A 21,686-nucleotide genomic window follows, 5' to 3' on the forward strand; every position below is an offset into this window, starting at 1 on the left:
GGGGGATCTGGGGTGATACGTGGACTACTGTTCCGGCCGGACCCGCAGGACTGCCGAACCGGTAATCCTGTCGGCAGCCAGGTCTTCCAGGGCCTTGTCTGCAGCCTCGAACGGATAGGCCGTTGTGGTGAGGGCCAGGGAAAGCCTGGCCGCGAGAGTCAGGAACTCACGCCCGTCAGCCCTGGTATTGGCCGTCACGCTCCGTACCTGCCGTTCAAAAAAGAGCTCCCTGCCATAATTGAGGGCCGGGATGTCGCTCAAGTGGATTCCGGCGATGGCCAGGGTTCCGCCCCGGTCGAGGGCCCGCAGTGCTGCCGGGACAAGATCACCCGCGGGCGCAAAAAGAATAGCGGAATCGAGTGGCACCGGGGGTTCGTCATAGGCGTCCCCCGCATACTCCGCTCCCAACTCCAGTGCCAGCAACCGCGCTTTTTCGGACCGGGTCATGACATATACGGAGGCGCCCTGTTTGAGCGCCAGCTGGGCGGTGATATGGGCGGAGCTGCCGAAGCCGTAAATACCAAGGCGGCCGCCCACGGGCAGGGCCGCGCGTTTCAAGGCGCGGTACCCGATGATGCCCGAACACAGCAGGGGCGCCGCCTGGTCGTCCGTGAAAACAGGCGGCAGGGGGTAGGCGAAGTCCTCAGCAACCGTCAAGTACTCGGCATAGCCGCCATCCCTGTCCCAGCCGGTGAAGACGGGCGCCAGGCATAGATTTTCGTCGCCGCGGCGGCAGTAATCGCACCGGCCGCAAACGCCGCCAAGCCAGGCCACGCCAACCCTGTCACCTGCCCTGAAACGGGAGCAGCCAGCCCCCGTTTCAATAACGGCGCCGACTGCCTCGTGCCCGGGCACGGCGTGCGGACGGTGCGGTGGTAGGTCTCCTTCAGCCAGATGGAGGTCGGTGCGGCAAACACCGCAAACAGTCACTTCCACCAGGAGCTCGTTAGCCGCAGGCGTGGGAGTGTCACGGAGACCCTGAACCAGCGGACGGGTGGATATGGGACCCGGCCCGTTCACCCACCACGCGCGCACAGCGCCTCCTGCCCCCACGTCTTCCGTCCGCGGATCGCCTACTCGAAACCGGCGCGGGTTGCGTCGTCCAGCGGGGTTTGCCACAGAAGCGGTGCGTTCACTGTGAAGCGCCTCCCCGTTACCGACTCCGGCGTGATGCGGATGAAGTGCTCCTGCCCCACGCCCTGCCAGGGAAACAACGCCCGCCGGATGTCATCCAGGTCAGGGCCGGTGGGCATCGTCTCAGCGGCCCTGCCCTTCACCACGACGCTCCACGCGAGGCCAAACTGGGAGCTGACCGCATCTGCTTCGAGGGCCACAGTGGCCTCCGACTGGAGGGCCTGGTGCTTGGTGCCGCCGCCGGTACGGAAAACCAGCGTGCGGCCGTCCACCTTGTAGTTGACCGGAAAGACATCCGGATGGCCCTCGGCGGTGACAGCCAGGCGCCCCACCCCGGTTTGGGAGAGAAGCGTCCAGCACTCGTCCGCGTCAAGGATTTCCGGCACAGGCACGTTTGTGTTGTCAGTCATAGGGCACAGCGTAGGCAACTCTTCCGCCTGCCGTAAGGGCATAAAGGCCCGGCGTGAAAGGGAGGACCTATGGCCCTTGGGACCGGACTGGCCGAATGGGAGGCTGTGTGGACACCCGGGAACCCTGATCTTCCTGCGAAAGGTGGCCATGCTGACGCATCTGTTCCTCAACCGCCTGCTGTGGGCTGTTGCCGGACTGCTGGCGCTGGCCGCTGCGGTGACCGGAGTCTGGCGGCCGGAGATCTACGAGTGGGTGGTCGCCAGGGAACTGATCCCCGGTGCTTACTCCCAGGACCTGCTTTCGGCGGCGGCCGGGCTCGCGTTGCTGTATCTGTCGTATGCTGCCAGGCCGCACCGGACAAAGTACCAGATCGTGGCCGTGGGGCTCCTTGGCTACCTGTTTTACGCATATGGGATCTACGTGATTGAGCGGACCTACAACGGCTTGTACCTGCTCTACATGGCAGTCTTCGCCCTGTCATTTTGGGCGATGGTCACGGCCGGGGCCACCATGGACCGCGGCAACCCATCCGTATCCCTTTCCCGCGCGCTGAGGATCACGTCGGCGTCCGGGGCCATGCTTCAGCCGCTGATCTTCTACCCACTCTGGATCGGCATGCTCCTGCCCTTGATGCGCAGCGGTGAGCAAATCGATTCCCTCTACTCCATCTTCATCCTGGACCTTTGCTTCATCATGCCCGGATTCCTGATCCTGTCCTTCCTGACGTTCCGGAACCACCGCACGGGGCTGCTGCTCCTGCCGGCGCTCTATGTCCTGGGCTTCACCCTCATCTTCTCCCTGGCGGTGGGTGAACTGGTCAAACCCCTGTTCCGTGCAGCTCCCAGCCTGGCCGCCCTGCTGCCGGCACTTGGGCTCTCGGGGCTTTTCCTCGTGCTTGGAGTACTGCACCTGGCCCGGCTTCGGCCGTCGGGACCACCACTTGAAGGCCCAACCGTCCCGCAGCCCGTGGATCCTCAGCGGGCCAGCGCGCAGTCACCGCCAGCGGCCGGGCAAACAACTCAAAGCCGGCCCCCACAGTAAGGAAAACACCGTGAAAGCTCTCGTCTACGGCGGACCCGGCGACAAGTCATGGATGGATGTTCCAGACCCGCGGATCCAGCAACCCGGCGACGCCATCGTCAGAGTTGAAACCACCACGATCTGCGGTACGGACCTGCATATCCTCAAAGGTGACGTGCCCGCCGTCGAAAAAGGCCGGATCCTGGGCCACGAAGGGGTGGGAACCATCGTGGAGACGGGTCCTTCCGTGACGGGCCTGAAGGTGAACGACCGCGTCATCATCTCGTGCATCAAATCCTGCGGCCGTTGTGCCAACTGCAAGACGGGCCTCTATTCACACTGCCTCGGGGACGAGGGCCAAGAGGGTACTGGGTGGATCTTCGGCCACCTGATCGACGGGACCCAGGCAGAATACGTCCGTGTTCCCTATGCCGATAACTCACTGCACCTGTTGCCCGGGGGAGTCAGCGACGAACAGGCCGTCATGCTGTCGGACATCCTTCCCACCGGATTCGAAATCGGGGTCCAGTACGGCCGCGTCAAGCCCGGCGACAGCGTGGCGGTGGTAGGTGCCGGTCCGGTGGGCCTGGCGGCAATCGCTACTGCCGGACTGTACGGCGCGGCTACGGTGATAGCCATCGACCTCGATGCCAACCGCCTTGAAAAAGCGAAGGAATTCGGTGCCACGGACACCGTCCTTTCCAGCAGTGGCGACTGGAAGGACCAGGTCATGCAGCTCACCGGCGGGCACGGCGTGGACGTGGCCATCGAAGCTGTGGGCATCCCGGCAACGTTCGCAATGTGCACGGACATTGTGCGGCCCGGCGGCTCGGTGGCGAACGTGGGAGTGCACGGAAAACCGGTGGAACTGCACCTGGAAAACCTTTGGATCCAAAACATCAACATCAGCATGGGGCTGGTGAATACCAACACGACACCCATGCTGCTCAAGCTGGTGGCGCAGGGAAAGATCAGGGCGGAAAAATTCGCCACGCACCATTTTGGTTTCGACCAGTTCCTCGACGCCTATGACACCTTCTCCCGGGCTGCCGAAACCAAGGCGCTCAAAGTGATCCTCAAGGCCCAGGCAAGCCGGCCTGCCTGAAGGACGGGCTACAGCCAGTCGGCGGAGAAATCGACCGGCGGCCACCAGCGCGTGCGCGACCTGACCGCGAACCGGCGGCCAGTGATATCAGTGGGGGTAATGGCCACCAGATGGTCCTTGATCCCCGGCTGCCACGGTTCCCGGTCGGCGTCGTCCGGGACGTGCATGCTGGTTTCATCGAACGGCTGCGGCCTGCCCTTGGCAACAACGCTCCAGACCTCCGTGGCGTAAGGGTTGAGTCCGTCCACTTCCAGCGCGGCGACTGCACCGCTGAGCAGGGCACGAAGCTTGGTTCCCGGCGCCGTGCGGAACACCAGGGTTTCTCCGGCAACGGAAAAATTCACCGGAAAAATCTCGGGTACATCACCGTTGATGACCGCCAGCCGGCCGATATAAGAGGACCGAAGGTACCGCCAGCACTCATCAGCGCCCAGTATTTCTGTTTGAGACCCTGCCGGGGATTCGGTCATGCTCCGATCCTAGGGCCTGGACGGCAGCCGCGCACGGGTGGGGAAGGGGCCGCGCCAGCAGGGCGGGCCGCAATTGCTGCGTTCACCCACGGCGTAGCGGCAGCGGGACTTGAATCTGGCCGTCCGTCGTTGTTTCCCGTAAGGACCCGGAAGGGCCACGGCACTGCCGGGAACGGCATGAACCTGGAGGTGCGCCATGGAGCAGGCGCGGGAATTCACACCACCGGAGGACGACGACGTCCTGGACTCATATTCGCAGACCGTGATGCGGGTGGCGGCGGCCGTCACACCCCACGTGGCGGCCATCGAAATGAGCGCCAACCGCCGCAACGGAAGGGTCAGGGTGGGCGCCGGTTCGGCGGTGCTCTTCACCGAGGACGGATATCTGCTCACCAACTCCCACGTGGTGGCCGGAACGCAGAAAGGGCACGCGGTCTTCGGGGACGGGAGCCGGATGGAGCTTGAACTGGTGGGAACGGACCCGCTGTCCGATCTTGCAGTGGTCCACGGTTCGCGGCCCAAGGTCCCGCCCGCGGAATTCGGCGCCGCAGAGACCCTGCGCGTGGGGCAGCTGGTGGTCGCGGTCGGCAACCCGCTGGGACTGGCCGGTTCAGTCACCGCTGGTGTGGTCAGCGGCCTGGGCCGGGCCATCCCGGTCTGGTCCGGCGGCAACAGGCGGGTCATCGAGGACGTCATCCAGACAGACGCGGCCCTGAACCCCGGAAATTCCGGTGGAGCGCTCGCGGACACCCGCGCCAGGATCGTCGGCATCAACACCGCTGTAGCCGGTGCCGGCCTGGGGCTGGCCATACCGATCAACGCCACCACCCGCAGGATCATCTCCGCGCTGCTATCGGACGGGAGGGTGCGCCGCGCCTACCTGGGCCTTGTCAGCACCCCGATCCAGCTCAGCCCCAGCGCCCTGATCCGCAGCGGGCTGCGCGAAGGGCTCCGCGTGGTGGAGGTGCTGCCCGGTTCACCGGCCGGCAAGGCAGGCCTGTCGGCGGGCGACATCATAATCACAGCCGGAGGCCGCCCCGTCAGCAACGCCGAGAGCCTGCAGCGGCTCCTGTTTTCCGACGCCATCGGCGAGCCGCTCGATGTTGCCGTCCTGCGCGATGGCACCGAACTGCACCTCATCGCCGTCCCGGAGGAAATGACGGGCAACGGCGCGGCATGATGCGCGACGGCGGCCCGAACTGGGTGCCGCACACCTCGCCGCCGGGTCCTTCGACTGGGGGCTAAGGGCTGACCGACGGCGCTTCCACGTCCGCGATGCCCACGAAACGCGTCCCCACGCCGTCGTACTCACTCCGGACGCAGCCCGGGCGCACGGCAGGAACGTCGGAAGGCGCATGGTGGCTGCACACCACATAGGTGAAGTCCGGCCACCACTTCTTGGGGCGGGCCGCTTCCTCATAACCGCAGACGGCGCATTCCAGGTGAACCCACACGGGCCGCTTGCCCGTCCGGTTGGCACGCGACTGGACCAGCCAGGGCGGAGGATTGTCCAGGATGCCGCGGAGCTCGGCCTCCGTCATCCACTTGGGCAGGCCGTGGCGCTGAGCCATTTCCAGGGGAACATCAAGGGTTATTGCGGCGTCGCGTCTGCTGATCATCACCTTCCACCATACGGGAGGCCGCCAAATCGCAGGCCGGGGGACATCAATGGAAACAGCGCACTCAGGACGCCAGCGCAATGCCCGCGGCCGCCGCAGCAAAGCCAAGGCCCAGGTTGACTGCCACGTTCAGGGCCGCGGCACCGAACCGTGCTTCGCTGAGCAACCGGACGGTGGCGGTGGTCCACGAACTGAAAGTGGTGAGGCCGCCGGCCAGCCCGGTGGCCAGTCCCACCTGCCATTCGGCGCCCAGCCCCAGTCCGGCGGTCAGGCCGTGTGCCAGGCCGATGATGAAGCAGCCTACGGCGTTGACCACCAGCGTGGCCCAGGGCCAGTGCAGCGCGCCACGGCCATCCGTCCGGACGCTGCGGATGCTGCTGTGGTGGGCGAACCAGCTGTCGATCCCAAACCGCAGCAGCGCGCCGGCCATGCCAAAGACCCCCACCAGGGCTGCCGTGATCATCGCCGGACACGGTTCCGGGAGCTGAGCCGGTTTCGTGCGAGGAGCCTGCCGGACCGCCAGCCCAGGCCGGCGGCCGCGAGACCCAGGAGCAGCGACAGCCCCATGTACGTGAGCAATACGGGGTGCGCACCTGCACGTGCCAGCTGGTCGGAGGCGAAGATGACTGCGGAAAAGGTGGTGAAGGAGCCCAGCAGGCCCGGCCCGAGCCCTGCGCGCAGCCAGAAAGCCGTATGCGGGCGGGCCATCCAGATGGTGGTCAGCGCAGCCAGCGCGAAACTGCCGCTGATGTTGATGCTCAGCGTGGCCCACGGCACCGAGTTGGGCCCGTCCGGGAATGCCAGCCCCAGCCCATACCGCAGCTCACTGCCGAGCAGCCCGCCGACGGCAACAGCCAGCCACGCGCGGCCGTTGGGCATCGCCACGTCAGAGACCGTCCAGGACGCAGCCGGCATGCGGGGCGTCGGTGGAGACCCACAGCGCCGAAGCGATCTCATCGGCGAGGTCGTACTCGCGGACGCCGCCGGGACCACCGATCCGCACCACCAGGGCGCCGCCGAACGGACGCCGGCCCACCACCTCAACTTCCGCATCGAGGTCGATGTCCTGGGCGGCGAGGTAGCGGAGCAGTTCAGGGTTGTCGTCGCTGATCCGGGTGATCCTGCCGGTATGTCCCTGGTCCAGTTCGGCGAGCAGGTGTGCGCGCGGCATCAGCACCTGGCCGTCCGCTGTGGGGATTGGATCCCCGTGCGGGTCACGCTTCGGGTTCCCGAGCTTGGCCGCGACGCGTTCGATGAACGTATCCGACACGGCGTGTTCAAGTTGTTCAGCCTCATCGTGGACTTCGTCCCAGCTGTAGCCGAGCCGCTGGACAAGGTAGGTCTCGATCAACCGGTGGCGCCGGACCATGGCCAGGGCCAGCCGCAAGCCGGCCTCGGTCAGCGTTACGGCGCTGTACGGCTTGTGGTCCACCAGGCCCTGGTCCTTGAGCTTGCGGACCATTTCCGAAACCGAGGAATTTGCCACGCCAAGCCGCTGCGCCAGCTGGGAGGACGTGATGGGTTTGTCCTGCCACTCAGTGAATGAATAGATGACCTTGACGTAATCCTCGATCGAGGAGGAGGGCGCGCCGGTCTTCACACGGTCAAGCCTACCGGCTCGGCGGGGGCCGTACGGGATGCGCCGGTCATGCCTTGACGGCCCGCCACGACAGAGTGAGGTAGGGAAGGTCGAGTTCCTGGTGGGGGCTGTAGGCCAGGTGTTCGTGCAGGTACCAGTCCAGGTTGGCCAGGACCTTGGCCCGCGTCGCCTCGCCGGCCCGCAGGTAGTAGCTGCGTGACTTGGTGAGTTCCATCAGATCCGTGGTGCTGACTTTGTCCTCCCAGCGGGTGACGTGCCCTTCGAGCCCTTGGAATTCAGGTCCGACGACGGGTTTGTGGCCGGGCCGGTACACGTCACCTGCGTGCATGATCCGGGAGAGGCGGTGCACCCAGGGCACGGAGGTGTCCAGCTGGTTCCAGACCAGGCCGAGGGTTCCGTACGGCCGCAGGACGCGGGCCAGTTCGGTGCTTGCGGCCGGGGCGTCGCACCAGTGCCACGCCTGGGCAACGGTGACGACGTCGAAGCCGGCATCGGGCAGGCCTGTCGCCTCGGCAGTCCCGGGCACAGCCGTGGCAGCGGGGTAGTGTTCCTTGAGCTGGGTGAGCATGTCCGCGGAGGGGTCCACGGCCGTGACTGCCAGTCCCATGTCCAGCAACAACGCGGTGAATTTCCCGGTACCGGCGCCGGCGTCGAGGGCGTCATGGGCTCCGGCGGGCACCAGCCACCGGGCCGACTCTTCAGGGTAGCCGGGCCGGACGCGCTGGTAGTGCCTGCCGCCGTCCTGGAAGCTCTGTCCGAGCTCCCGGCGCCGCCCGTGATCGAGCTTGGGGCCACCCCGAACCACCCCTGGCCTCCTTCAGTCAACGCCTTGCGGTACCTTCCGAATCTACCGCATCCGCTGGACTTCTCAGTCGTCCGTGCAGGGGGCAGCGCCGGCCGTTCCCGGCGTGTTGGGGGCCCAATGCGGGTAGGTACGGGAATCGTTGACGGGTACCCAGCGGCCGGCGTCCACCACATAGTCCCATCCCAGTCCGTTGCTGCGCAGCGTCCGGATGCCGGCGAGCAGGCGCTCTGCATCCTCGAGCCGTGAGCCCACCCCGAAGCTTGCGCGGAGGGAACCGGATGGCAGGCCCAGGCGCTTCAGCAGGGGATGCGCGCAGAAGCGCCCGTCGCGCAGGCCCACACCGTGCTCTGCCGAGAGGTAGGCCGCCACCAGTCCTGCGTCGTAGCCCTCAACGGAGAAGTTGACCACGCCGATGGTGTCTGTTTCCGGGTTGGTGTCCTTGAAGATCTGGTGGACCGTGACGCCGTCGATGCCCTGGAGGCCCTCCACCAGGAAGGACCGGATGGCGGACTCGTGGGCATGCCAGCGTTCCTGGTCCAGTCCGGCGATGACCTGGGTGGCACGGGCAAGGGTTGCGGCCCCGAGGACGTTCGGCGAGCCCCCCTCGTGGCGGGCCGGTCCGGTGGCCCAGCTGACGCCGTCGAGCCGTGCTTCCTTGACGGCGCCGCCGCCGGCCAGGTGCGGGACGCCTGCGTCCAGCCAGTCGGGGCGTCCCACCAGGACGCCGGCGCCGAAGGGCGCGTACAGCTTGTGGCCGGAGAAGGCGAGATAGTCGACGCCGTCCGCGCTGATGTCCACCCGGCGGTGCGGGGCGAGCTGGGCCGCGTCCACCACGATCCGTGCCCCATGCTGGTGGGCCAGGGCGGCCAATGCACGGATGGGGAGGATTTCGCCGGTGACGTTGGAAGCGCCGGTGACGGCGAGCAGGCTGACGCCGCCCTGTTCCAGCTCGGCGCGGACGGCCTCAAGGGTGCCGGTGAGCGTGTCCGCGGCAACGATGCTGCGGTGCGGGACGCCCTGCCACGGCAGGAGGTTGGCGTGGTGTTCGATGTCCAGGTAGAGGACGTCGCCGTCGGGGCGGCCATCAGTCACCGGCAGGCAACCTGCCAGCAGGTTCAGCGAGTCGGTGGTGTTGCGGGTGAAGATGACCGAATCATCCGGGCGGCCGCCCACGAAGTCGCGGACGATGGTGCGCGCGTTCTCATACACGGAGGTGCTGATCTGGGAGGCGTAGCCGGCGCCGCGGTGGACGCTCGCGTAGTAGGGCAGGATCTCGTTCAGGTAGGCGGATACCACGGACAGTGCCGGGGCGGAGGCGCCGTAATCGAGGTTGGCGTACCGGACGTGGCCACCCGAAATCAGGGGCGCCTGGATCTCGGCGCCGGTGACGGCAGCGAGCGGCCGGCCGGCAACGGCCTGGCGTGCACCAGAAACGGCGGCTTCGGCAGTGACGGGCTGGGGAGATACGGTGGCAGTTGTCACAGAGACCTCACTTGGTTACAGGACTCCGGCATAGGGGAATCCGCGCTTGCCGTATCCGCTCCGGACCGGCCTGGTCGTCACCCGGGGCACCCCACCGCGAATGGAGGGTTGCCGGCCAGCAAACCGGGGTTTTGCGCTGGCACTCGTGACCTGCATAAAAGCGTAGGACATGGGGCGGCCCGGACTGAAGCCGCGGCAATTGTTAAGGGCTTTGTTACGCACTGCCGAATAAACGACGCCGGACACCTCCCCTGGAAGGCGTCCGGCATCGCAATATTCGTTTTCGCGGCTATTTCACGGGGAGGCTGCGGCAGTTACAGCAGATCATCCAGGTAGGGGTTGAGGCGGTGGAGCACCTCTGAGTGCAGGATCGAGTTCGTGGCCAGGGCGTTCCCGCCAAACGGGCCGTCCTCGCCTTCGAGCGAGGTGAACCGGCCGCCGGCCTCCACCACGATCGGCACCAGGGCGGCCATGTCGTAGAGGTTCAACTCCGGTTCGCAGGCGATGTCCACCGAGCCTTCGGCCACCATGCAGTACGACCAGAAGTCCCCATAGGCCCGGGTCCGCCAAACGTCCTCGGTGAGGCCGAGGAAATCATCCAGGTTTCCGCGTTCCTTCCAGCCCCCCAGGCTGGAGTAGGAGAGGGAGGCGTCGGAGAGTTTCGACACGTCCGACACGCGGAGACGGGTGGCTGCGGCAAGGGACCGTCCCATGTAGGCGCCCATGCCTTTCGCGGCCCACCAGCGCTTCCCAAGGGCCGGGGCGCTGACCACGCCCACCACCGGCTCGCCTTCGTCGACGAGGGCGATCAGCGTGGCCCAGACCGGAACGCCGCGGACGAAGTTCTTGGTCCCGTCAATGGGATCGATGATCCAACGCCGCGAACCGTGGCCGGTGCTGCCGAATTCCTCGCCCAGGACGGCGTCGCGGGGGCGTGAGCGGGAGAGCTGGCCCCGGATGGCTTCCTCGGCGGCCTTGTCGGCGTCGGTGACCGGCGTCAGGTCCGGCTTGGTCTCAACATGGAGGTCCTGTGCCTTGAAGCGGCTCATTGTCTGGTCATCCACGGAGTCGGCCAGGACATGGGCCAGGCGCAGGTCATCGTTGTAGCTCGAAGCGGGTTGGATCATGGTTCCAAACTACCGTCTGCGGACGCTTCTGCCGGGAGAACGCGTCAGTTGACGCTGCCGAGCTCCTTCGTTTCCTGTGCTTCCATCCTTGGGTCCGTACCGAGCAGCCGCCGCAATGATGCCAGCCGGGCCGCGCCCGTGGGACCTGCGTGTCCGCCCGCCACCCAGTCGTCGAGGCCGCAGTCCACCGCGGTTGCCGTGTGCTTGCAGCCCCGTTCACACTTCTCGATGCCGGGGGAGAGGTCCGGGAATGAGCGGAGGATCCGGTCCGGGTCCACATGCGCCAGGCCAAAGGAACGGATCCCGGGGGTGTCGATGATCCAGCTGCCGGGCGGCGCGTCTGCCAGCCGCAAGGCAAGCGCGGACGACGACGTGTGGCGGCCGCGTCCGGTCACAGCATTCACTCCGCCGGTGGCCCGCTCGGCGCCGGTCAGCGCGTTTACCATGGTGGATTTACCGACGCCGGAGTGCCCGAGCATCACGGTGACCTTGCCGTCGAGGTGGGCGCGCAGGGCGGCCACCGCCGCGCTGTCCAGCCGGGCCGAGAGGCCGTCGTCGGAGCGCGCGTCGATTCCCGAGGCCAGCGAGTCCGCGGTCCGGCTGATGATGACCGGGAAGTCCAGGTGGGTGTAGTTGGAGAGCAACTCCGCGGGGTCCTTGACGTCGGCCTTGGTAACCAGCAGGATCGGTTCGATCCCGGCGTCGTAGGCGGCCACGAGTGCACGGTCGATAAACCCTGTGCGGGGCTCCGGGTTGGCGGCTGCCACCACTATCACCAGCTGGTCGGCATTGGCCACCACCGCCCGCTCAACGGGGTCCGTATCGTCGGCGCTGCGGCGCAGGAGGGTGTGGCGGTCCTGGATCTTCACCAGCCGGGCCAGCGTGTCCGGGGCCCCGGACACGTCTCCCACGAGTGAGACGAAGTCGCCCGCAACCACGGGCGAGCGGCGAAGCTCGCGGGCACGCGCCGCAATCACCACGCGCTCGTTTGCCGAGTCCTCGCCCACCACCGCCGTGTACCGGCCGCGGTCCACGGTGATGATCCGCCCGGTGACGGCGTCGTCATGGCTGGGGCGGTCCTTCGTGCGGGGTCGGGAGCCTTTCTTGCTGGGGCGGATGCGAACGTCCGATTCGTCCCAGGAATCAGTGCTCCGCGCCACTGCCGCGCCCCTCCGGTCCGGTGACGGACGCAGTTCCCTGGGCCAGCATGTCTGCCCACAGTTGCGGGAAGTCCGGCATGGTCTTTGCGGTGGTGGCGATGTCCTCCACCTGCACGCCGTCCACTGCCAGTCCCAGGATTGCGCCGGCTGTGGCCATGCGGTGGTCCGCGTAGCTGTGGACGACGCCGGCGTGCAGCGGGGCGGGCCGGATCACCAGGCCGTCGCCGGTTTCTTCGGCGTCGCCGCCGAGCCGGTTGATCTCCGCCACCAGCGCCGCTAGCCGGTCCGTCTCGTGTCCCCTCAGGTGGGCGATCCCGCTGAGCCGGGAGGGGCCCGTAGCGAGGGCACACAGTGCTGCCACCGTGGGAGCCAGTTCACTGGTATCAGCGAAATCGCCGCCCTTGATCTCCGGGCCGCCGGTGACAGTCAGGACGCCGTCAGCCAGGGTGACGCTGGCGCCCATGCTGGCCAGTATATTGCGCCAAAGGTCACCCACCTGCCGGGTTTCCGCCGGCCAGTTGGGGATCCGGACCGTACCCCGTGAGGCCAGGGCCGCCGCCAGGAAGGGACCTGCATTGGAAAGGTCCTGCTCGATCCGCTGGTCCAAGGCACGGATGGGGCCCGGTGCCACCACCCAATGGTTGGGAACGGAGTCGTCAACCGACACGCCGGCACTCCGCAGGACGGCCACCGTCATATTGATGTGGTCCAGGCTGGGGACGGGCTTACCCACGTGTTCCAGGTGCAGGCCCTCGTCGAACCGTGCCCCCACCAGGAGGAGGGCGGAGACGAACTGAGAGGAGGCGCTGGCATCGATCACCAGGTGGCCGCCACGGACCGCGCCCGTGCCTTCCACCACGAAGGGGAGCGACGACGGCGCGCTGCCATCTTCCGCGGAAACGGCCACTCCCAAGGCTTTGAGGGCCTCGATGATGGTTCCCATGGGCCGGTTGCGGGCATGGGGATCGCCGTCGAACACGCTGGCTCCGCTGCGGAGCGCCGCCAGCGGCGGGACGAACCGCATGACGGTACCCGCAAGTCCGCAGTCGATCCTGGCCAGGGACGCCGGCGCCGCAGCCGGCAGCGGAACCACCTCCAGGTCAGGCCCAAAGGCGCCGTCCCCAGGCACTTCGGTGATGACGGCACCGAGCTGCCGGAGCGCGTCGATCATGAGGGCGGAGTCCCTGGAATGCAGGGGCGCCCGCAGCCGGGACGGCCCCTCCGCAAGGGCTGCCAGGACCAGGTACCTGTTGGTCAGGGATTTCGATCCGGGCACCGTCACGGTGGCATTCACGGGCCGGGACGCAAAAGGTGCGGCCCAGTGCTGGACAGGTGTTCCGGATCCGTCCCGGGTGGCAGCTGCTGCGGTCATTCGTGTTTATGCTCCCGTGGCGTGTTCGACGGCGCGGCGGACAGCCTTGTCTGCTTTGGTCAACTTTTTGCTGGTGGTCTTGCGGGCATCGGCAGCCAGGTGCGAGGCGTTCCGCCGGGCGTCGGCGGCCAGGTGCTCGGCGCGCCAGGCCAGGCCGGGCTTCCCGGCGGTGTCCACGGAAGCGAGCAGGGCGCCGCCCGACAGCGAGAGGTTCTTGAGCAGCTGGTTCCGGCGGCTTTCGCGCCCTTCCTTGCTGCTGATATCCGCACTGCGCCACTCAACGAAGGTGTTCAAAAGCGAAATCACCGTCAACAGAGAAGCGGAGAGCCGGGAGAACTTGCCAAGACCGAACAGGACGCCGGCCCCCACCTGGGTTCCGCCGATGACACGGGCAAGGGTCTTGTCGCTGGCCTGGATGGGGAGCGAGGCTGCAGCCTTGCGCAGCAGCGGTGAGAGCTGCTGTGCGGTGTCGTCGGAGTTCCTGAGCTTATCCAGTCCGGCAAGAACGAAACTGGATGCAAGCATGGGCCGTGCGAGCGTTCGGACAAAGGGCATGGATTTCCTCCTGGATGGACGAGCCGCGCCGAGCGGCGGAGTCGGTCCTAGTCTTGCACTTTTAGGGAATATTTGCCCGCGGGAGGCGGTTATTGAAGTCGGGTCCACGACATGGGCCCCGACGATCATTCACCCGATACGGAGCGGAGTTGGCCTTGGGGAAGGTGTTGGACGGAACCAGACAGGCGGGCCCGGTGGCAGTGGATAAGCTGGCCGCCGAGCCGCCGGAGTACGGCATGCCCCGGGCAGGGAGCCTGACAGTAGACTTGAAGGCAATGAGCACCCTGGATCCGGCCGTTGCGGCCATGTATGAGGCTTCCCCCGGCGAAGTAAACGGCAGGGCAGGCACCGCGCCGGTGCCTGCCGAACAGGCAGGTCCTGGTTCGTTGGCCGCAGAAGCGGAGACCGATGACGGCACGCTGGACGTTTCCACGGAGAGCGTGGAGCAGCGTCGGCTTCGCTTTGAGCGGGACGCGATGCAGTACGTGGACCAGCTGTATTCCGCGGCTATGCGCATGGCCCGGAACCCGTCCGACGCGGAGGACCTGGTCCAGGAGGCCTACACGAAGGCTTTTTCGGCGTTCCATCAGTACAAGCCGGGCACTAACCTCAAGGCCTGGCTGTACCGGATCCTGACCAACACGTACATCAACCTCTACCGCAAGAGGCAGCGTGAGCCGTTGCAGTCCAACTCCGACACCATCGAGGACTGGCAGCTGGCACGGGCGGAGTCGCACACGTCCAGCGGACTGCGCTCGGCCGAGGCCGAAGCTCTGGACCACCTTCCCGACTCGGACGTGAAGCGGGCGCTGCAGGACATTCCGGAGGAGTTCCGCCTGGCGGTCTACTTCGCTGACGTGGAGGGCTTCGCCTACAAGGAAATTTCAGACATCATGAACACGCCTATCGGCACCGTGATGTCCCGGCTCCACCGCGGCCGGCGAATGTTGCGGGACATGCTCGCGGAATACGCCGCCGAGCGGGGATTCAAAACGGCCGCTGATGCCTCGAATGCGGCAGGAAGCAAAGCACAGGAGAACAGGAAATGAGCGACTGCCAGGGATTGGGCGATTGCGACGATACCCGGATGCAACGCATCTACGAATACCTTGACGGGGCGCTGACCCGCGAGGACCTCACCGAAATCAAGAACCACCTTGATGACTGCCCTGAGTGCACGGAGCAGTATGACCTGGAGTGCGTTATCCGCAACATGGTCAAGCGTTCCTGCACGGAGTCCGCTCCGGACAATCTGAAGAACGCCATCCTGGACAGGATCCACTCCATCCGTACCGTGGAGGCGTAGGTACGAGCCTCGCCCTGTGCGGATCAGGTGTGTGGGAGCAGGGACGCAAACAGCAAAGGACCCCGGAAGCCAATTGGCGTCCGGGGTCCTTCGCTTGAACCGTAGTTCCTGGCATTTGCCTAGGTGTTGGGGCGCTTCCCGTGGTTCGCGCCGCCACGCTTACGGTCACGACGCTTGCGTGCACGCTTGCTCATAGCTGGCCTCCTTACTGTTGGTACTCAAAAGAGCTGCCCTCAAGTCTCCCACATGATGTGGCGGCCCGCGAACCGGGAAGGGCGGATGACCTGCGGCAGTGCGGCAGGACGCGAAGGACCAGGAGACGAAGGACTAGGACTGGAGGGTGCTGCGGATGGCCACGCGGGCCTCGTCCAGGACCGTCCTGACGGTTTCCAGCGTGACGGGGCTGATGGGGTGCCGCCGCGCCTGCCGGCGCAGGTCAGCGCAAAGCTCGTCGCGGAACTTCTGCAGCATCAGCTCCACATCAAGCCGTTGCGCAGAGAGGGCGATGCTGTTCTCCACGCCGGCCAAGTCCTCCCGGCGCCGGTCAAGCTCGGCAAGGCCGGCTGCCGTGATGCGGTAGTTGGTGCGCCGTCCGGCAGGCTCGGTGGCCACCAGGCCGTCTTCCTCGAGCTTGCCCAGGCGGGGGTAGATGGTTCCGGCGCTCGGCGAATAGGTGCCGCCGGACCGGTCCTTAAGCGCCTTGATGAGCTCGTAGCCGTGCTTTGGCCCGCTTTCCAGCAGCGCCAGGAGATAGAGGCGCAACGCACCGTGTGCGAAGACGGGCGGCATCAGCCTTGCGCTTCCCCGTCGCCGTCAATGGGTGCAGGAGCGTGGAAGATGGTGGTCTTGCCGGACACTGAGTTGGTCCGGGCGAGCATCAGTTGCCCGTCCGGTCCGGCGATGGTCTCCATTTTGCCATTGGCCAGCAGGTACTGGTGGCCGTCAAGAATCACTGCTCCGCCGGCGGACTTTGCCACGATGTCAATGCCAACGTCATGTGGCAGCCTGATGGTGAGGTCCCCGGACACGGAGTTGGAGCCGAAGTCCCGGGTGAAATCGAGCAGGTCGAAGCTGAGGTGGCCGCTGACGGTGTTGGTGCGCACGTTGGTGAAGTGGCCGGAGGCGGTGACCTCACCGGAGACACTCTTGGCGGTGAGCACGCCGCGGTGGTTTCTGACAAGCACGCTGCCGCTGATGGTGTTGATCTGCAGCTCTCCGGACGTACCCTCCGCCACCACGGAACCTGACACCGTGTTCAGCCGGACGCGGGCGGAGACGCCGGATACCAGTCCTTCACCGCTGACGGTGCCGGCCTCCACCTCCACACCGTGGGGGACGGCGACGGTGATGAGCGCGGAATTGTCGCTGGTGTGGTTGACCGTTTCCATGAGGTTTTTGAACCAGCCGTGGGCGCCGTGCAGTTGATGCCGGATTTCCAGCCTGCCGCTGTTCAGTGACACGGCCACTGGATCGCCGTGGACCTCAGCGAGCTCCAGCCGAACCACTGGTTCGGCATGCGTCACGACTTCGAACCTGCCCCGGACTATTCCCAGCTTCAGGGACGTCACGCCCTCGATCTCGATGGATTGCGGGCCGTCAACGGTCCAGTTTCCCTCGGCCATGGTTCCCCTCCAAAAGCGATATATCGCGTTGCCCCTTCAACGTATCGCCGCCACCGGGTGGGGTCAAGATATATCTCGAAAGGGTTACTGGGGCGCTTCCATGCCCAGCCACTGGAACCAGCCGCGGTGCAGCACCAGCCATGCCATGAGGCCGTACCCGGCCTGGCCGGGCGTTCCGTTGTTGGCCGCGAGGTCCTGGCGCCACTGTTCGTGGTTCAGAAGTGGCGAGAACGTGTCGACGTAGAGGTGCTTGCGGCGGGTGGTGACGTCGGCGAAAGCGGTGTTCAGTTCGTCAAGCCGCCGGTTCTGGGCCGGATCAAGTGTGGGCGGCGGCCCCACCACGAAAACCTCGATCCGGTTCTGGGAGGCCGAGTCCAGGATGTTGGCCAGGTTCAGCCTGCTCCGTGCAGTGGAGAGGCCGAATTCGATGTCCCGCCCGGAAAGCCCGATGACCAGCCGGTTCTCTGCCTGGTTACTGAAACGCCGGCCTGCTTCGCCCAGCCAGCGTGCAGCCAGACCCTCGGTACCTTCCTGCGGACAGGGGAGGGCATAGCTTTCCAGAAGCATGCCGTCCTGGGGAGTGCGGGCCAGGACGCGGCCCAGCCAGCCAAGGGCCCTGGGATCGCCCAGTCCGGCCAGCAGTTCGTCTCCTACAGCTGCGATCCGCAGCTTCCTGTCTTCCACGCGTTCCTCTTTACTTCGGTACGGGCTTACTTCGGTACGGACGCTGCCACCGTCGCCGCCGCGGCTGCGGAGGTACGGGGCGGCGCTGTCCATCCATTAAACAGAACTGCCCGGCCGGGGTCTGGTATTTCGACTCCGGCCGGGCAGCCTTACTGCTTACTTCCGCGCAAATGCCTGCTTCAGCAGGACATCCTGCTCTGCAGCGTGGCGCTTCATGGAACCGGCAGCAGTGGAGGCGGATGCCGGACGTGAAACCAGCCGGACCCGGCGGTCCAGCATCTCCGGCAGGTTCAGGCCGATGAAAGGCCACGGCCCCTGGTTGGCTGGTTCGTCCTGGGCCCACACCACTTCGGCGTTGGGGTACTTGGCGAGTTCCGCCGCGATCTCCTCGTGCGGCAGCGGGTAGAGCTGCTCCACTCGGACGATGGCGGTGGTCTTGTCGCCGGTCTTCTGCCGGGTGGACAGGAGATCGTAGTACAGGCGGCCGGAGACCAGGAGCACGCGTTCGACGGCGGTGGCCGGCAGCTGCTCATGCTCACCGATGACGGGGCGGAAGGTGCCGGTGGTGAAGTCCTCCACGGAGGAGGCGGCGGCCTTCAGGCGCAGCAGCTGCTTGGGCGTGAAGATGATCAGCGGCTTGCGCGGGCGGCTGTACGCCTGGCGGCGCAGCAGGTGGAAGTGCGAGGCCGCCGTGGTGGGGTTGGCCACGATCATGTTGTCTTCCGCGCACAGTTGCAGGAAGCGCTCGATCCGGGCCGAGGAGTGGTCCGGGCCCTGGCCTTCGTAGCCGTGCGGGAGCATCAGGACCAGCGAGGAGCGCTGGCCCCACTTCTGCTCTGCCGAGGAAATGAATTCGTCGATGATGGTCTGTGCACCGTTGACGAAGTCACCGAACTGGGCTTCCCAGAGAACCAGGGCGTCCGGGCGTTCCACGGAGTAGCCATACTCGAAGCCCATGGCAGCGTATTCGGACAGCAGCGAGTCGTAGATCCACAGCTTGGCCTGGTCATCGGAGAGGTTGCCCAGCGGCAGCCATTCCTTGCCATTGGCGCGGTCATGGAAGACGGCGTGGCGCTGCACGAACGTGCCGCGCCGTGAGTCCTGGCCGGCCAAACGTACGGGGACGCCTTCCATGATCAGGGAACCGAAGGCCGCGATCTCGCCGAAGCCCCAGTCGATGCCGCCCTCGCGGGACATCTGCTCGCGCTTTTCCAGCAGCTGCTTGAGCTTGGGGTGGACGGTGAAGCCGTCGGGGATCTCGACGTGTGCCTTGCCGATCCGGGCCAGGGTCTCGGTGCTGATGGCTGTGGAGGCCGGTGCGCTGACGCTGGAATCGGACTGCTGCGCCATGGGCCGCTCAATGTCGGACACGGCAGCGGAATCCGCCGTAACGATCGGGATCGGGGAGGTCTGCGCGGCGTGGGTCTCGGCGAAGACCCGCTCCAGCCGTTCCTGGTAGTCGCGGAGCAGCTGCTCGGCTTCTTCCTCGGTGATGTCCCCACGGCCGATGAGCGACTCGGTGTACAGCTTCCGGACGGAGCGCTTGGCCTCGATGAGGTTGTACATGAGCGGCTGGGTCATCGAAGGGTCGTCGCCCTCGTTGTGGCCACGGCGGCGGTAGCACACCATGTCGATGACAACGTCCTTGTGGAAGCGCTGACGGAACTCGTAGGCGAGCTGGCCAATGCGGACAACGGCCTCGGGGTCGTCACCGTTCACGTGGAAGACCGGCGCCTGGATCATCTTGGCAACGTCCGTGGAGTACGTGGACGAGCGCGACGACGACGGGGCCGTGGTGAATCCGACCTGGTTGTTGACCACGATGTGGATGGTTCCGCCGGTACGGTAGCCGCGCAGCTGGGACAGGTTGAGCGTTTCGGCAACCACGCCCTGGCCGGCGAAGGCAGCGTCGCCGTGGACCATGATGGGCAGGACGGGGAAAGATTCGCCCTGGTCCAGGCGGTCCTGCTTGGCCCGGACGATGCCCTCGAGGACGGAGTCCACTGCTTCCAGGTGCGACGGGTTGGCGGCGAGATAGACCTTGGTTTCCTTGCCGTTGTCCGACGTGAAGGTGCCTTCGGTGCCCAGGTGGTACTTCACGTCACCGGAGCCCTGGACGGAGCGCGGATCCTGCGTGCCTTCAAACTCGCGGAACACCTGGGCGTAGGTCTTGCCGGCGATGTTCGTCAGGACGTTCAGGCGGCCGCGGTGGGCCATGCCGATGGCAACCTCGTCCAGGCCGTTGTCGGCGGCATCGGACATGATGGCGTCCAGCAGCGGAATCAGGGACTCGCCGCCTTCCAGCGAGAAGCGCTTCTGGCCAACGAACTTGGTCTGCAGGAAGGTTTCAAAGGCCTCGGCAGCATTCAGCTTCGAGACGATCCGCAGCTGCTCCTCGCGGCTGGGCTTGGAGTAGGGGTGCTCCAGCTGGTCCTGGAACCACTTGCGCTCGGCAGGCTCCTGGATGTGCATGTATTCGATGCCGGTGGTGCGGCAGTAGGCGTCACGCAGGACCCCGAGGATGTCACGGAACTTCAGCATCGGCTTGCCGCCGAAGCCGCCGGTGGGCCATTCGCGGTCCAGGTCCCAGAGGGTCAGGCCGTAGGTGAGGACGTCGAGGTCCGGGTGCTTGCGCTGCACGTACTCCAGCGGATCGGTGTCCGCCATGAGGTGCCCGCGCACGCGGAAGGAGTGGATCAGCTGCTGGATCCGGGCCACCTTGTTGATCTCGTCGGCAGGATCCACCTGCAGGTCCGGGCTCCAGCGGACGGGCTCGTAGGGGATGCGCAGGGCTTCGAAGATCTCGTCGTAGAAGTTCTGTGCACCCAGCAGCAGCTGGTGCACCAGCTTGAGGAACTCGCCGCTGCCTGCGCCCTGGATGACCCGGTGGTCGTAGGTCGAGGTCAGGGTGAGGACCTTGCTGATGGCGTTCTGCGCGATGATCTTTTCGCTGGCGCCCTGGAATTCGGCGGGGTAGTCAAGGGCGCCGACGCCGATGATGGCCGCCTGGCCCTTGGAGAGGCGCGGTACCGAGTGCACCGTGCCGATGCCGCCGGGGTTGGTGAGGGAGACCGTGGTGCCCTGGTGGTCCTCGGCTGTGAGCTTGCCGTTGCGGGCCCGCTTGATGAGGTCCTCATAGGTGTGCCAGAACTCGGCGAAGTTGAGGGTCTCGGCCTTCTTGATGTTCGGGACCATGAGCAGCCGGGTGCCGTCGGGCTTGGGCATGTCGATGGCGATGCCGAAGTTGACGTGCGCCGGCTGGACCGCAACAGGCTTTCCGTCCACTTCGTCGTAGTACACGTTCATCGACGGGAACTGGGACAGGGCGCGGATCACGGCGTAGCCGATGAGGTGCGTGAAGGAGACCTTGCCGCCGCGGGCGCGTGCCAGGTTGGAGTTGATAACCACCCGGTTGTCGATGAGCAGCTTGGCCGGAATCGCGCGGACGCTGGTGGCGGTGGGCACCTGGAGGCTGGTGACCATGTTGGTGGCGATGGCCTTGGCCGGTCCGCGGAGGACGGAGACGACGTCCTCCTCCGGTGCGGTGGGGGCCTTGACGTTCTTGGGCAGCTGCGCCGGAATGGGCTGTGAGCCGGTTCCGGCTTCGGTCTTCTTGCCGCCGTCGCGCGCTTCCGTGGCAGGGGCCTTCTTGACAGGTGCCTGGGCCGCGGCGGGAGCGGCCGGGGCAGCGGCTGCGGGTGACGCAGGGGCAGCAGCGGCAGGGGCTGCGGCCGGCGACGGTGCCGGAGCAGCGGGTGCCGTCTTTACGACAGGGAGTTCCCGGGTAGGGGGGTGGGCGGCGTGCGCCGAATTTCCGTTGGAAGAAGAACCGTTGCCCGAGTCGAAGGATTCAAAGAGCGGCCACCACTTGGCGTCCACTGCGTTCTTGTCCTGCTGGTACTGCTCGTACAGTTCGTCCACGAGCCACTCGTTTCCGCCAAATTCCTCTGGTAGACGGTGGCTTGGCTGCTCTGGCACTTGAAATACGCCTCTTCCATGAGTTTGATTTCTCTTTGGCCCCCCGGTGCTTCAGCACTACGTTCGAACCAGTCTCTGTCCTCTGAACCCGGACCTTTGCAAGTCTAGTGAGCATCCTGTCTTAACTGCCAATAAGGGTGACCCAAATCATGAAGTGACGAACAAAGGCCCAAATGTGGCGGTCATCCGCGGTCCGACAGGTGCCGCGTGACAGTCAGCGGAAGGGCGTTTGACGC

At 66.1% G+C, this 21,686-nt stretch carries 23 protein-coding genes and 1 riboswitch; of the genes, 5 read left to right on the forward strand and 18 right to left on the reverse strand.

Annotation, left to right across the window (positions count from 1 at the left end; translation table 11 throughout):
• Positions 1-24: 24 nt before the first annotated feature.
• The gene (locus tag QFZ57_RS12230) at positions 25-1,119 is read right to left on the reverse strand and encodes a zinc-dependent alcohol dehydrogenase family protein (protein ID WP_373461238.1); all 1,095 of its coding nucleotides are present in this window, start codon (positions 1,117-1,119) and stop codon (positions 25-27) included.
• Positions 1,074-1,544 (reverse strand): pyridoxamine 5'-phosphate oxidase family protein, encoded by a 471-nt coding sequence (locus tag QFZ57_RS12235; RefSeq protein WP_306630688.1) that lies wholly within the window; start codon positions 1,542-1,544, stop codon positions 1,074-1,076. Before QFZ57_RS12235 ends, QFZ57_RS12230 begins: the two co-directional genes overlap by 46 nt.
• A gap of 148 nt (positions 1,545-1,692) precedes the next feature.
• Between QFZ57_RS12235 and QFZ57_RS12240 the strand changes: the two genes are divergently transcribed.
• Both QFZ57_RS12240 and QFZ57_RS12245 read left to right on the forward strand, forming a co-directional pair.
• Complete coding sequence (locus QFZ57_RS12240; protein WP_306900474.1) at positions 1,693-2,586, forward strand: hypothetical protein; 894 nt, start codon at positions 1,693-1,695, stop codon at positions 2,584-2,586.
• Positions 2,587-2,596: 10 nt separating this feature from the next.
• A complete protein-coding gene (locus QFZ57_RS12245) occupies positions 2,597-3,670 on the forward strand; it encodes a zinc-dependent alcohol dehydrogenase family protein (protein ID WP_306630690.1) in 1,074 nt (357 codons plus the stop codon).
• A gap of 8 nt (positions 3,671-3,678) precedes the next feature.
• Here QFZ57_RS12245 and QFZ57_RS12250 read toward each other — a convergent pair whose 3' ends face one another.
• Positions 3,679-4,140 (reverse strand): pyridoxamine 5'-phosphate oxidase family protein, encoded by a 462-nt coding sequence (locus QFZ57_RS12250; protein WP_306630691.1) that lies wholly within the window; start codon positions 4,138-4,140, stop codon positions 3,679-3,681.
• Between the two features lie 196 nt (positions 4,141-4,336).
• On the opposite strand from QFZ57_RS12250, the gene QFZ57_RS12255 reads away from it, so the two are divergent.
• On the forward strand, positions 4,337-5,320 hold the full coding sequence (locus tag QFZ57_RS12255) for a S1C family serine protease (RefSeq protein WP_306900476.1): 984 nt from the start codon (positions 4,337-4,339) through the stop codon (positions 5,318-5,320).
• Between the two features lie 61 nt (positions 5,321-5,381).
• On the opposite strand, the gene QFZ57_RS12260 is transcribed toward QFZ57_RS12255, so the two are convergent.
• The 10 genes from QFZ57_RS12260 to QFZ57_RS12305 form a co-directional block, all read right to left on the reverse strand.
• Complete coding sequence (locus QFZ57_RS12260) at positions 5,382-5,759, reverse strand: hypothetical protein (RefSeq protein WP_306900477.1); 378 nt, start codon at positions 5,757-5,759, stop codon at positions 5,382-5,384.
• 64 nt (positions 5,760-5,823) lie between these two features.
• A complete protein-coding gene (locus QFZ57_RS12265; protein WP_306630694.1) occupies positions 5,824-6,222 on the reverse strand; it encodes a fluoride efflux transporter FluC in 399 nt (132 codons plus the stop codon).
• Positions 6,219-6,638 carry a fluoride efflux transporter FluC gene (locus QFZ57_RS12270; protein WP_306901573.1) on the reverse strand — a complete coding sequence of 140 codons (420 nt, stop codon included), beginning with the start codon at positions 6,636-6,638 and terminating at the stop codon, positions 6,219-6,221. The genes QFZ57_RS12265 and QFZ57_RS12270 overlap by 4 nt, the downstream gene beginning before the upstream one ends.
• Before the next feature lie 7 nt (positions 6,639-6,645).
• Positions 6,646-7,359, reverse strand: coding sequence for a metal-dependent transcriptional regulator (locus tag QFZ57_RS12275; protein ID WP_306630695.1), 714 nt, complete (start codon positions 7,357-7,359; stop codon positions 6,646-6,648).
• Positions 7,360-7,405: 46 nt separating this feature from the next.
• On the reverse strand, positions 7,406-8,164 hold the full coding sequence (locus tag QFZ57_RS12280) for a class I SAM-dependent methyltransferase (protein ID WP_306900480.1): 759 nt from the start codon (positions 8,162-8,164) through the stop codon (positions 7,406-7,408).
• A gap of 63 nt (positions 8,165-8,227) precedes the next feature.
• On the reverse strand, positions 8,228-9,646 hold the full coding sequence (locus tag QFZ57_RS12285) for an aminotransferase class V-fold PLP-dependent enzyme (protein ID WP_306900481.1): 1,419 nt from the start codon (positions 9,644-9,646) through the stop codon (positions 8,228-8,230).
• 37 nt (positions 9,647-9,683) lie between these two features.
• A riboswitch (SAM riboswitch) is annotated at positions 9,684-9,797 on the reverse strand.
• A gap of 163 nt (positions 9,798-9,960) precedes the next feature.
• Positions 9,961-10,773, reverse strand: a complete 813-nt coding sequence (gene hisN / locus QFZ57_RS12290) for a histidinol-phosphatase (RefSeq protein ID WP_306630698.1) — start codon at positions 10,771-10,773, stop codon at positions 9,961-9,963.
• Between the two features lie 44 nt (positions 10,774-10,817).
• Positions 10,818-11,933, reverse strand: a complete 1,116-nt coding sequence (gene rsgA, locus QFZ57_RS12295) for a ribosome small subunit-dependent GTPase A (RefSeq protein WP_306630699.1) — start codon at positions 11,931-11,933, stop codon at positions 10,818-10,820.
• A complete protein-coding gene (gene aroA / locus QFZ57_RS12300) occupies positions 11,917-13,305 on the reverse strand; it encodes a 3-phosphoshikimate 1-carboxyvinyltransferase (protein ID WP_306630700.1) in 1,389 nt (462 codons plus the stop codon). Before aroA ends, rsgA begins: the two co-directional genes overlap by 17 nt.
• Positions 13,306-13,311: 6 nt before the next feature.
• Positions 13,312-13,860: a DoxX family protein gene (locus QFZ57_RS12305; protein ID WP_306900482.1), complete on the reverse strand. Its 549-nt coding sequence runs from the start codon at positions 13,858-13,860 to the stop codon at positions 13,312-13,314.
• A gap of 236 nt (positions 13,861-14,096) precedes the next feature.
• Here QFZ57_RS12305 and QFZ57_RS12310 point away from each other — a divergent pair, with 236 nt between their 5' ends.
• Together QFZ57_RS12310 and rsrA are read left to right on the forward strand one after the other, a co-directional pair.
• A complete protein-coding gene (locus QFZ57_RS12310) occupies positions 14,097-14,909 on the forward strand; it encodes a sigma-70 family RNA polymerase sigma factor (protein WP_373461308.1) in 813 nt (270 codons plus the stop codon).
• Positions 14,906-15,166 carry a mycothiol system anti-sigma-R factor gene (gene rsrA / locus QFZ57_RS12315; protein ID WP_306630703.1) on the forward strand — a complete coding sequence of 87 codons (261 nt, stop codon included), beginning with the start codon at positions 14,906-14,908 and terminating at the stop codon, positions 15,164-15,166. Before QFZ57_RS12310 ends, rsrA begins: the two co-directional genes overlap by 4 nt.
• Positions 15,167-15,285: 119 nt before the next feature.
• Here rsrA and QFZ57_RS21615 read toward each other — a convergent pair whose 3' ends face one another.
• From QFZ57_RS21615 to QFZ57_RS12335, 5 genes are all read right to left on the reverse strand, one after another.
• Complete coding sequence (locus tag QFZ57_RS21615) at positions 15,286-15,360, reverse strand: 50S ribosomal protein bL37 (RefSeq protein WP_369299106.1); 75 nt, start codon at positions 15,358-15,360, stop codon at positions 15,286-15,288.
• A gap of 133 nt (positions 15,361-15,493) precedes the next feature.
• Entirely contained in the window at positions 15,494-15,955 is a 462-nt protein-coding gene (locus QFZ57_RS12320; RefSeq protein ID WP_306630704.1) for a PadR family transcriptional regulator, read from the reverse strand.
• A complete protein-coding gene (locus tag QFZ57_RS12325) occupies positions 15,955-16,788 on the reverse strand; it encodes a DUF4097 family beta strand repeat-containing protein (protein WP_306630705.1) in 834 nt (277 codons plus the stop codon). Before QFZ57_RS12325 ends, QFZ57_RS12320 begins: the two co-directional genes overlap by 1 nt.
• A gap of 84 nt (positions 16,789-16,872) precedes the next feature.
• Positions 16,873-17,472, reverse strand: a complete 600-nt coding sequence (locus QFZ57_RS12330) for a GDSL-type esterase/lipase family protein (RefSeq protein WP_306901574.1) — start codon at positions 17,470-17,472, stop codon at positions 16,873-16,875.
• Positions 17,473-17,628: 156 nt separating this feature from the next.
• A complete protein-coding gene (locus tag QFZ57_RS12335) occupies positions 17,629-21,450 on the reverse strand; it encodes a multifunctional oxoglutarate decarboxylase/oxoglutarate dehydrogenase thiamine pyrophosphate-binding subunit/dihydrolipoyllysine-residue succinyltransferase subunit (RefSeq protein ID WP_306900484.1) in 3,822 nt (1,273 codons plus the stop codon).
• Between the last annotated feature and the right edge of the window lie 236 nt (positions 21,451-21,686).

Origin of the sequence: Arthrobacter sp. B1I2, assembly GCF_030816485.1 — a bacterium.
GTDB lineage: Bacteria > Actinomycetota > Actinomycetes > Actinomycetales > Micrococcaceae > Arthrobacter.

Excerpts from the sequence above, each read along its gene's own strand:
- QFZ57_RS12235 (WP_306630688.1), bottom strand. The coding sequence starts at position 1,544 with ATGACTGACAACACAAACGTGCCTGTGCCGGAAATCCTTGACGCGGAC.
- QFZ57_RS12240 (WP_306900474.1), top strand. The coding sequence starts at position 1,693 with ATGCTGACGCATCTGTTCCTCAACCGCCTGCTGTGGGCTGTTGCCGGA.
- QFZ57_RS12250 (WP_306630691.1), bottom strand. The coding sequence starts at position 4,140 with ATGACCGAATCCCCGGCAGGGTCTCAAACAGAAATACTGGGCGCTGAT.
- QFZ57_RS12255 (WP_306900476.1), top strand. The coding sequence starts at position 4,337 with ATGGAGCAGGCGCGGGAATTCACACCACCGGAGGACGACGACGTCCTG.
- QFZ57_RS12260 (WP_306900477.1), bottom strand. The coding sequence starts at position 5,759 with ATGATCAGCAGACGCGACGCCGCAATAACCCTTGATGTTCCCCTGGAA.
- QFZ57_RS12265 (WP_306630694.1), bottom strand. The coding sequence starts at position 6,222 with ATGATCACGGCAGCCCTGGTGGGGGTCTTTGGCATGGCCGGCGCGCTG.
- QFZ57_RS12270 (WP_306901573.1), bottom strand. The coding sequence starts at position 6,638 with ATGCCCAACGGCCGCGCGTGGCTGGCTGTTGCCGTCGGCGGGCTGCTC.
- hisN (WP_306630698.1), bottom strand. The coding sequence starts at position 10,773 with ATGATCCAACCCGCTTCGAGCTACAACGATGACCTGCGCCTGGCCCAT.
- aroA (WP_306630700.1), bottom strand. The coding sequence starts at position 13,305 with ATGACCGCAGCAGCTGCCACCCGGGACGGATCCGGAACACCTGTCCAG.
- QFZ57_RS12305 (WP_306900482.1), bottom strand. The coding sequence starts at position 13,860 with ATGCCCTTTGTCCGAACGCTCGCACGGCCCATGCTTGCATCCAGTTTC.
- QFZ57_RS12310 (WP_373461308.1), top strand. The coding sequence starts at position 14,097 with ATGCCCCGGGCAGGGAGCCTGACAGTAGACTTGAAGGCAATGAGCACC.
- rsrA (WP_306630703.1), top strand. The coding sequence starts at position 14,906 with ATGAGCGACTGCCAGGGATTGGGCGATTGCGACGATACCCGGATGCAA.
- QFZ57_RS12320 (WP_306630704.1), bottom strand. The coding sequence starts at position 15,955 with ATGCCGCCCGTCTTCGCACACGGTGCGTTGCGCCTCTATCTCCTGGCG.
- QFZ57_RS12325 (WP_306630705.1), bottom strand. The coding sequence starts at position 16,788 with ATGGCCGAGGGAAACTGGACCGTTGACGGCCCGCAATCCATCGAGATC.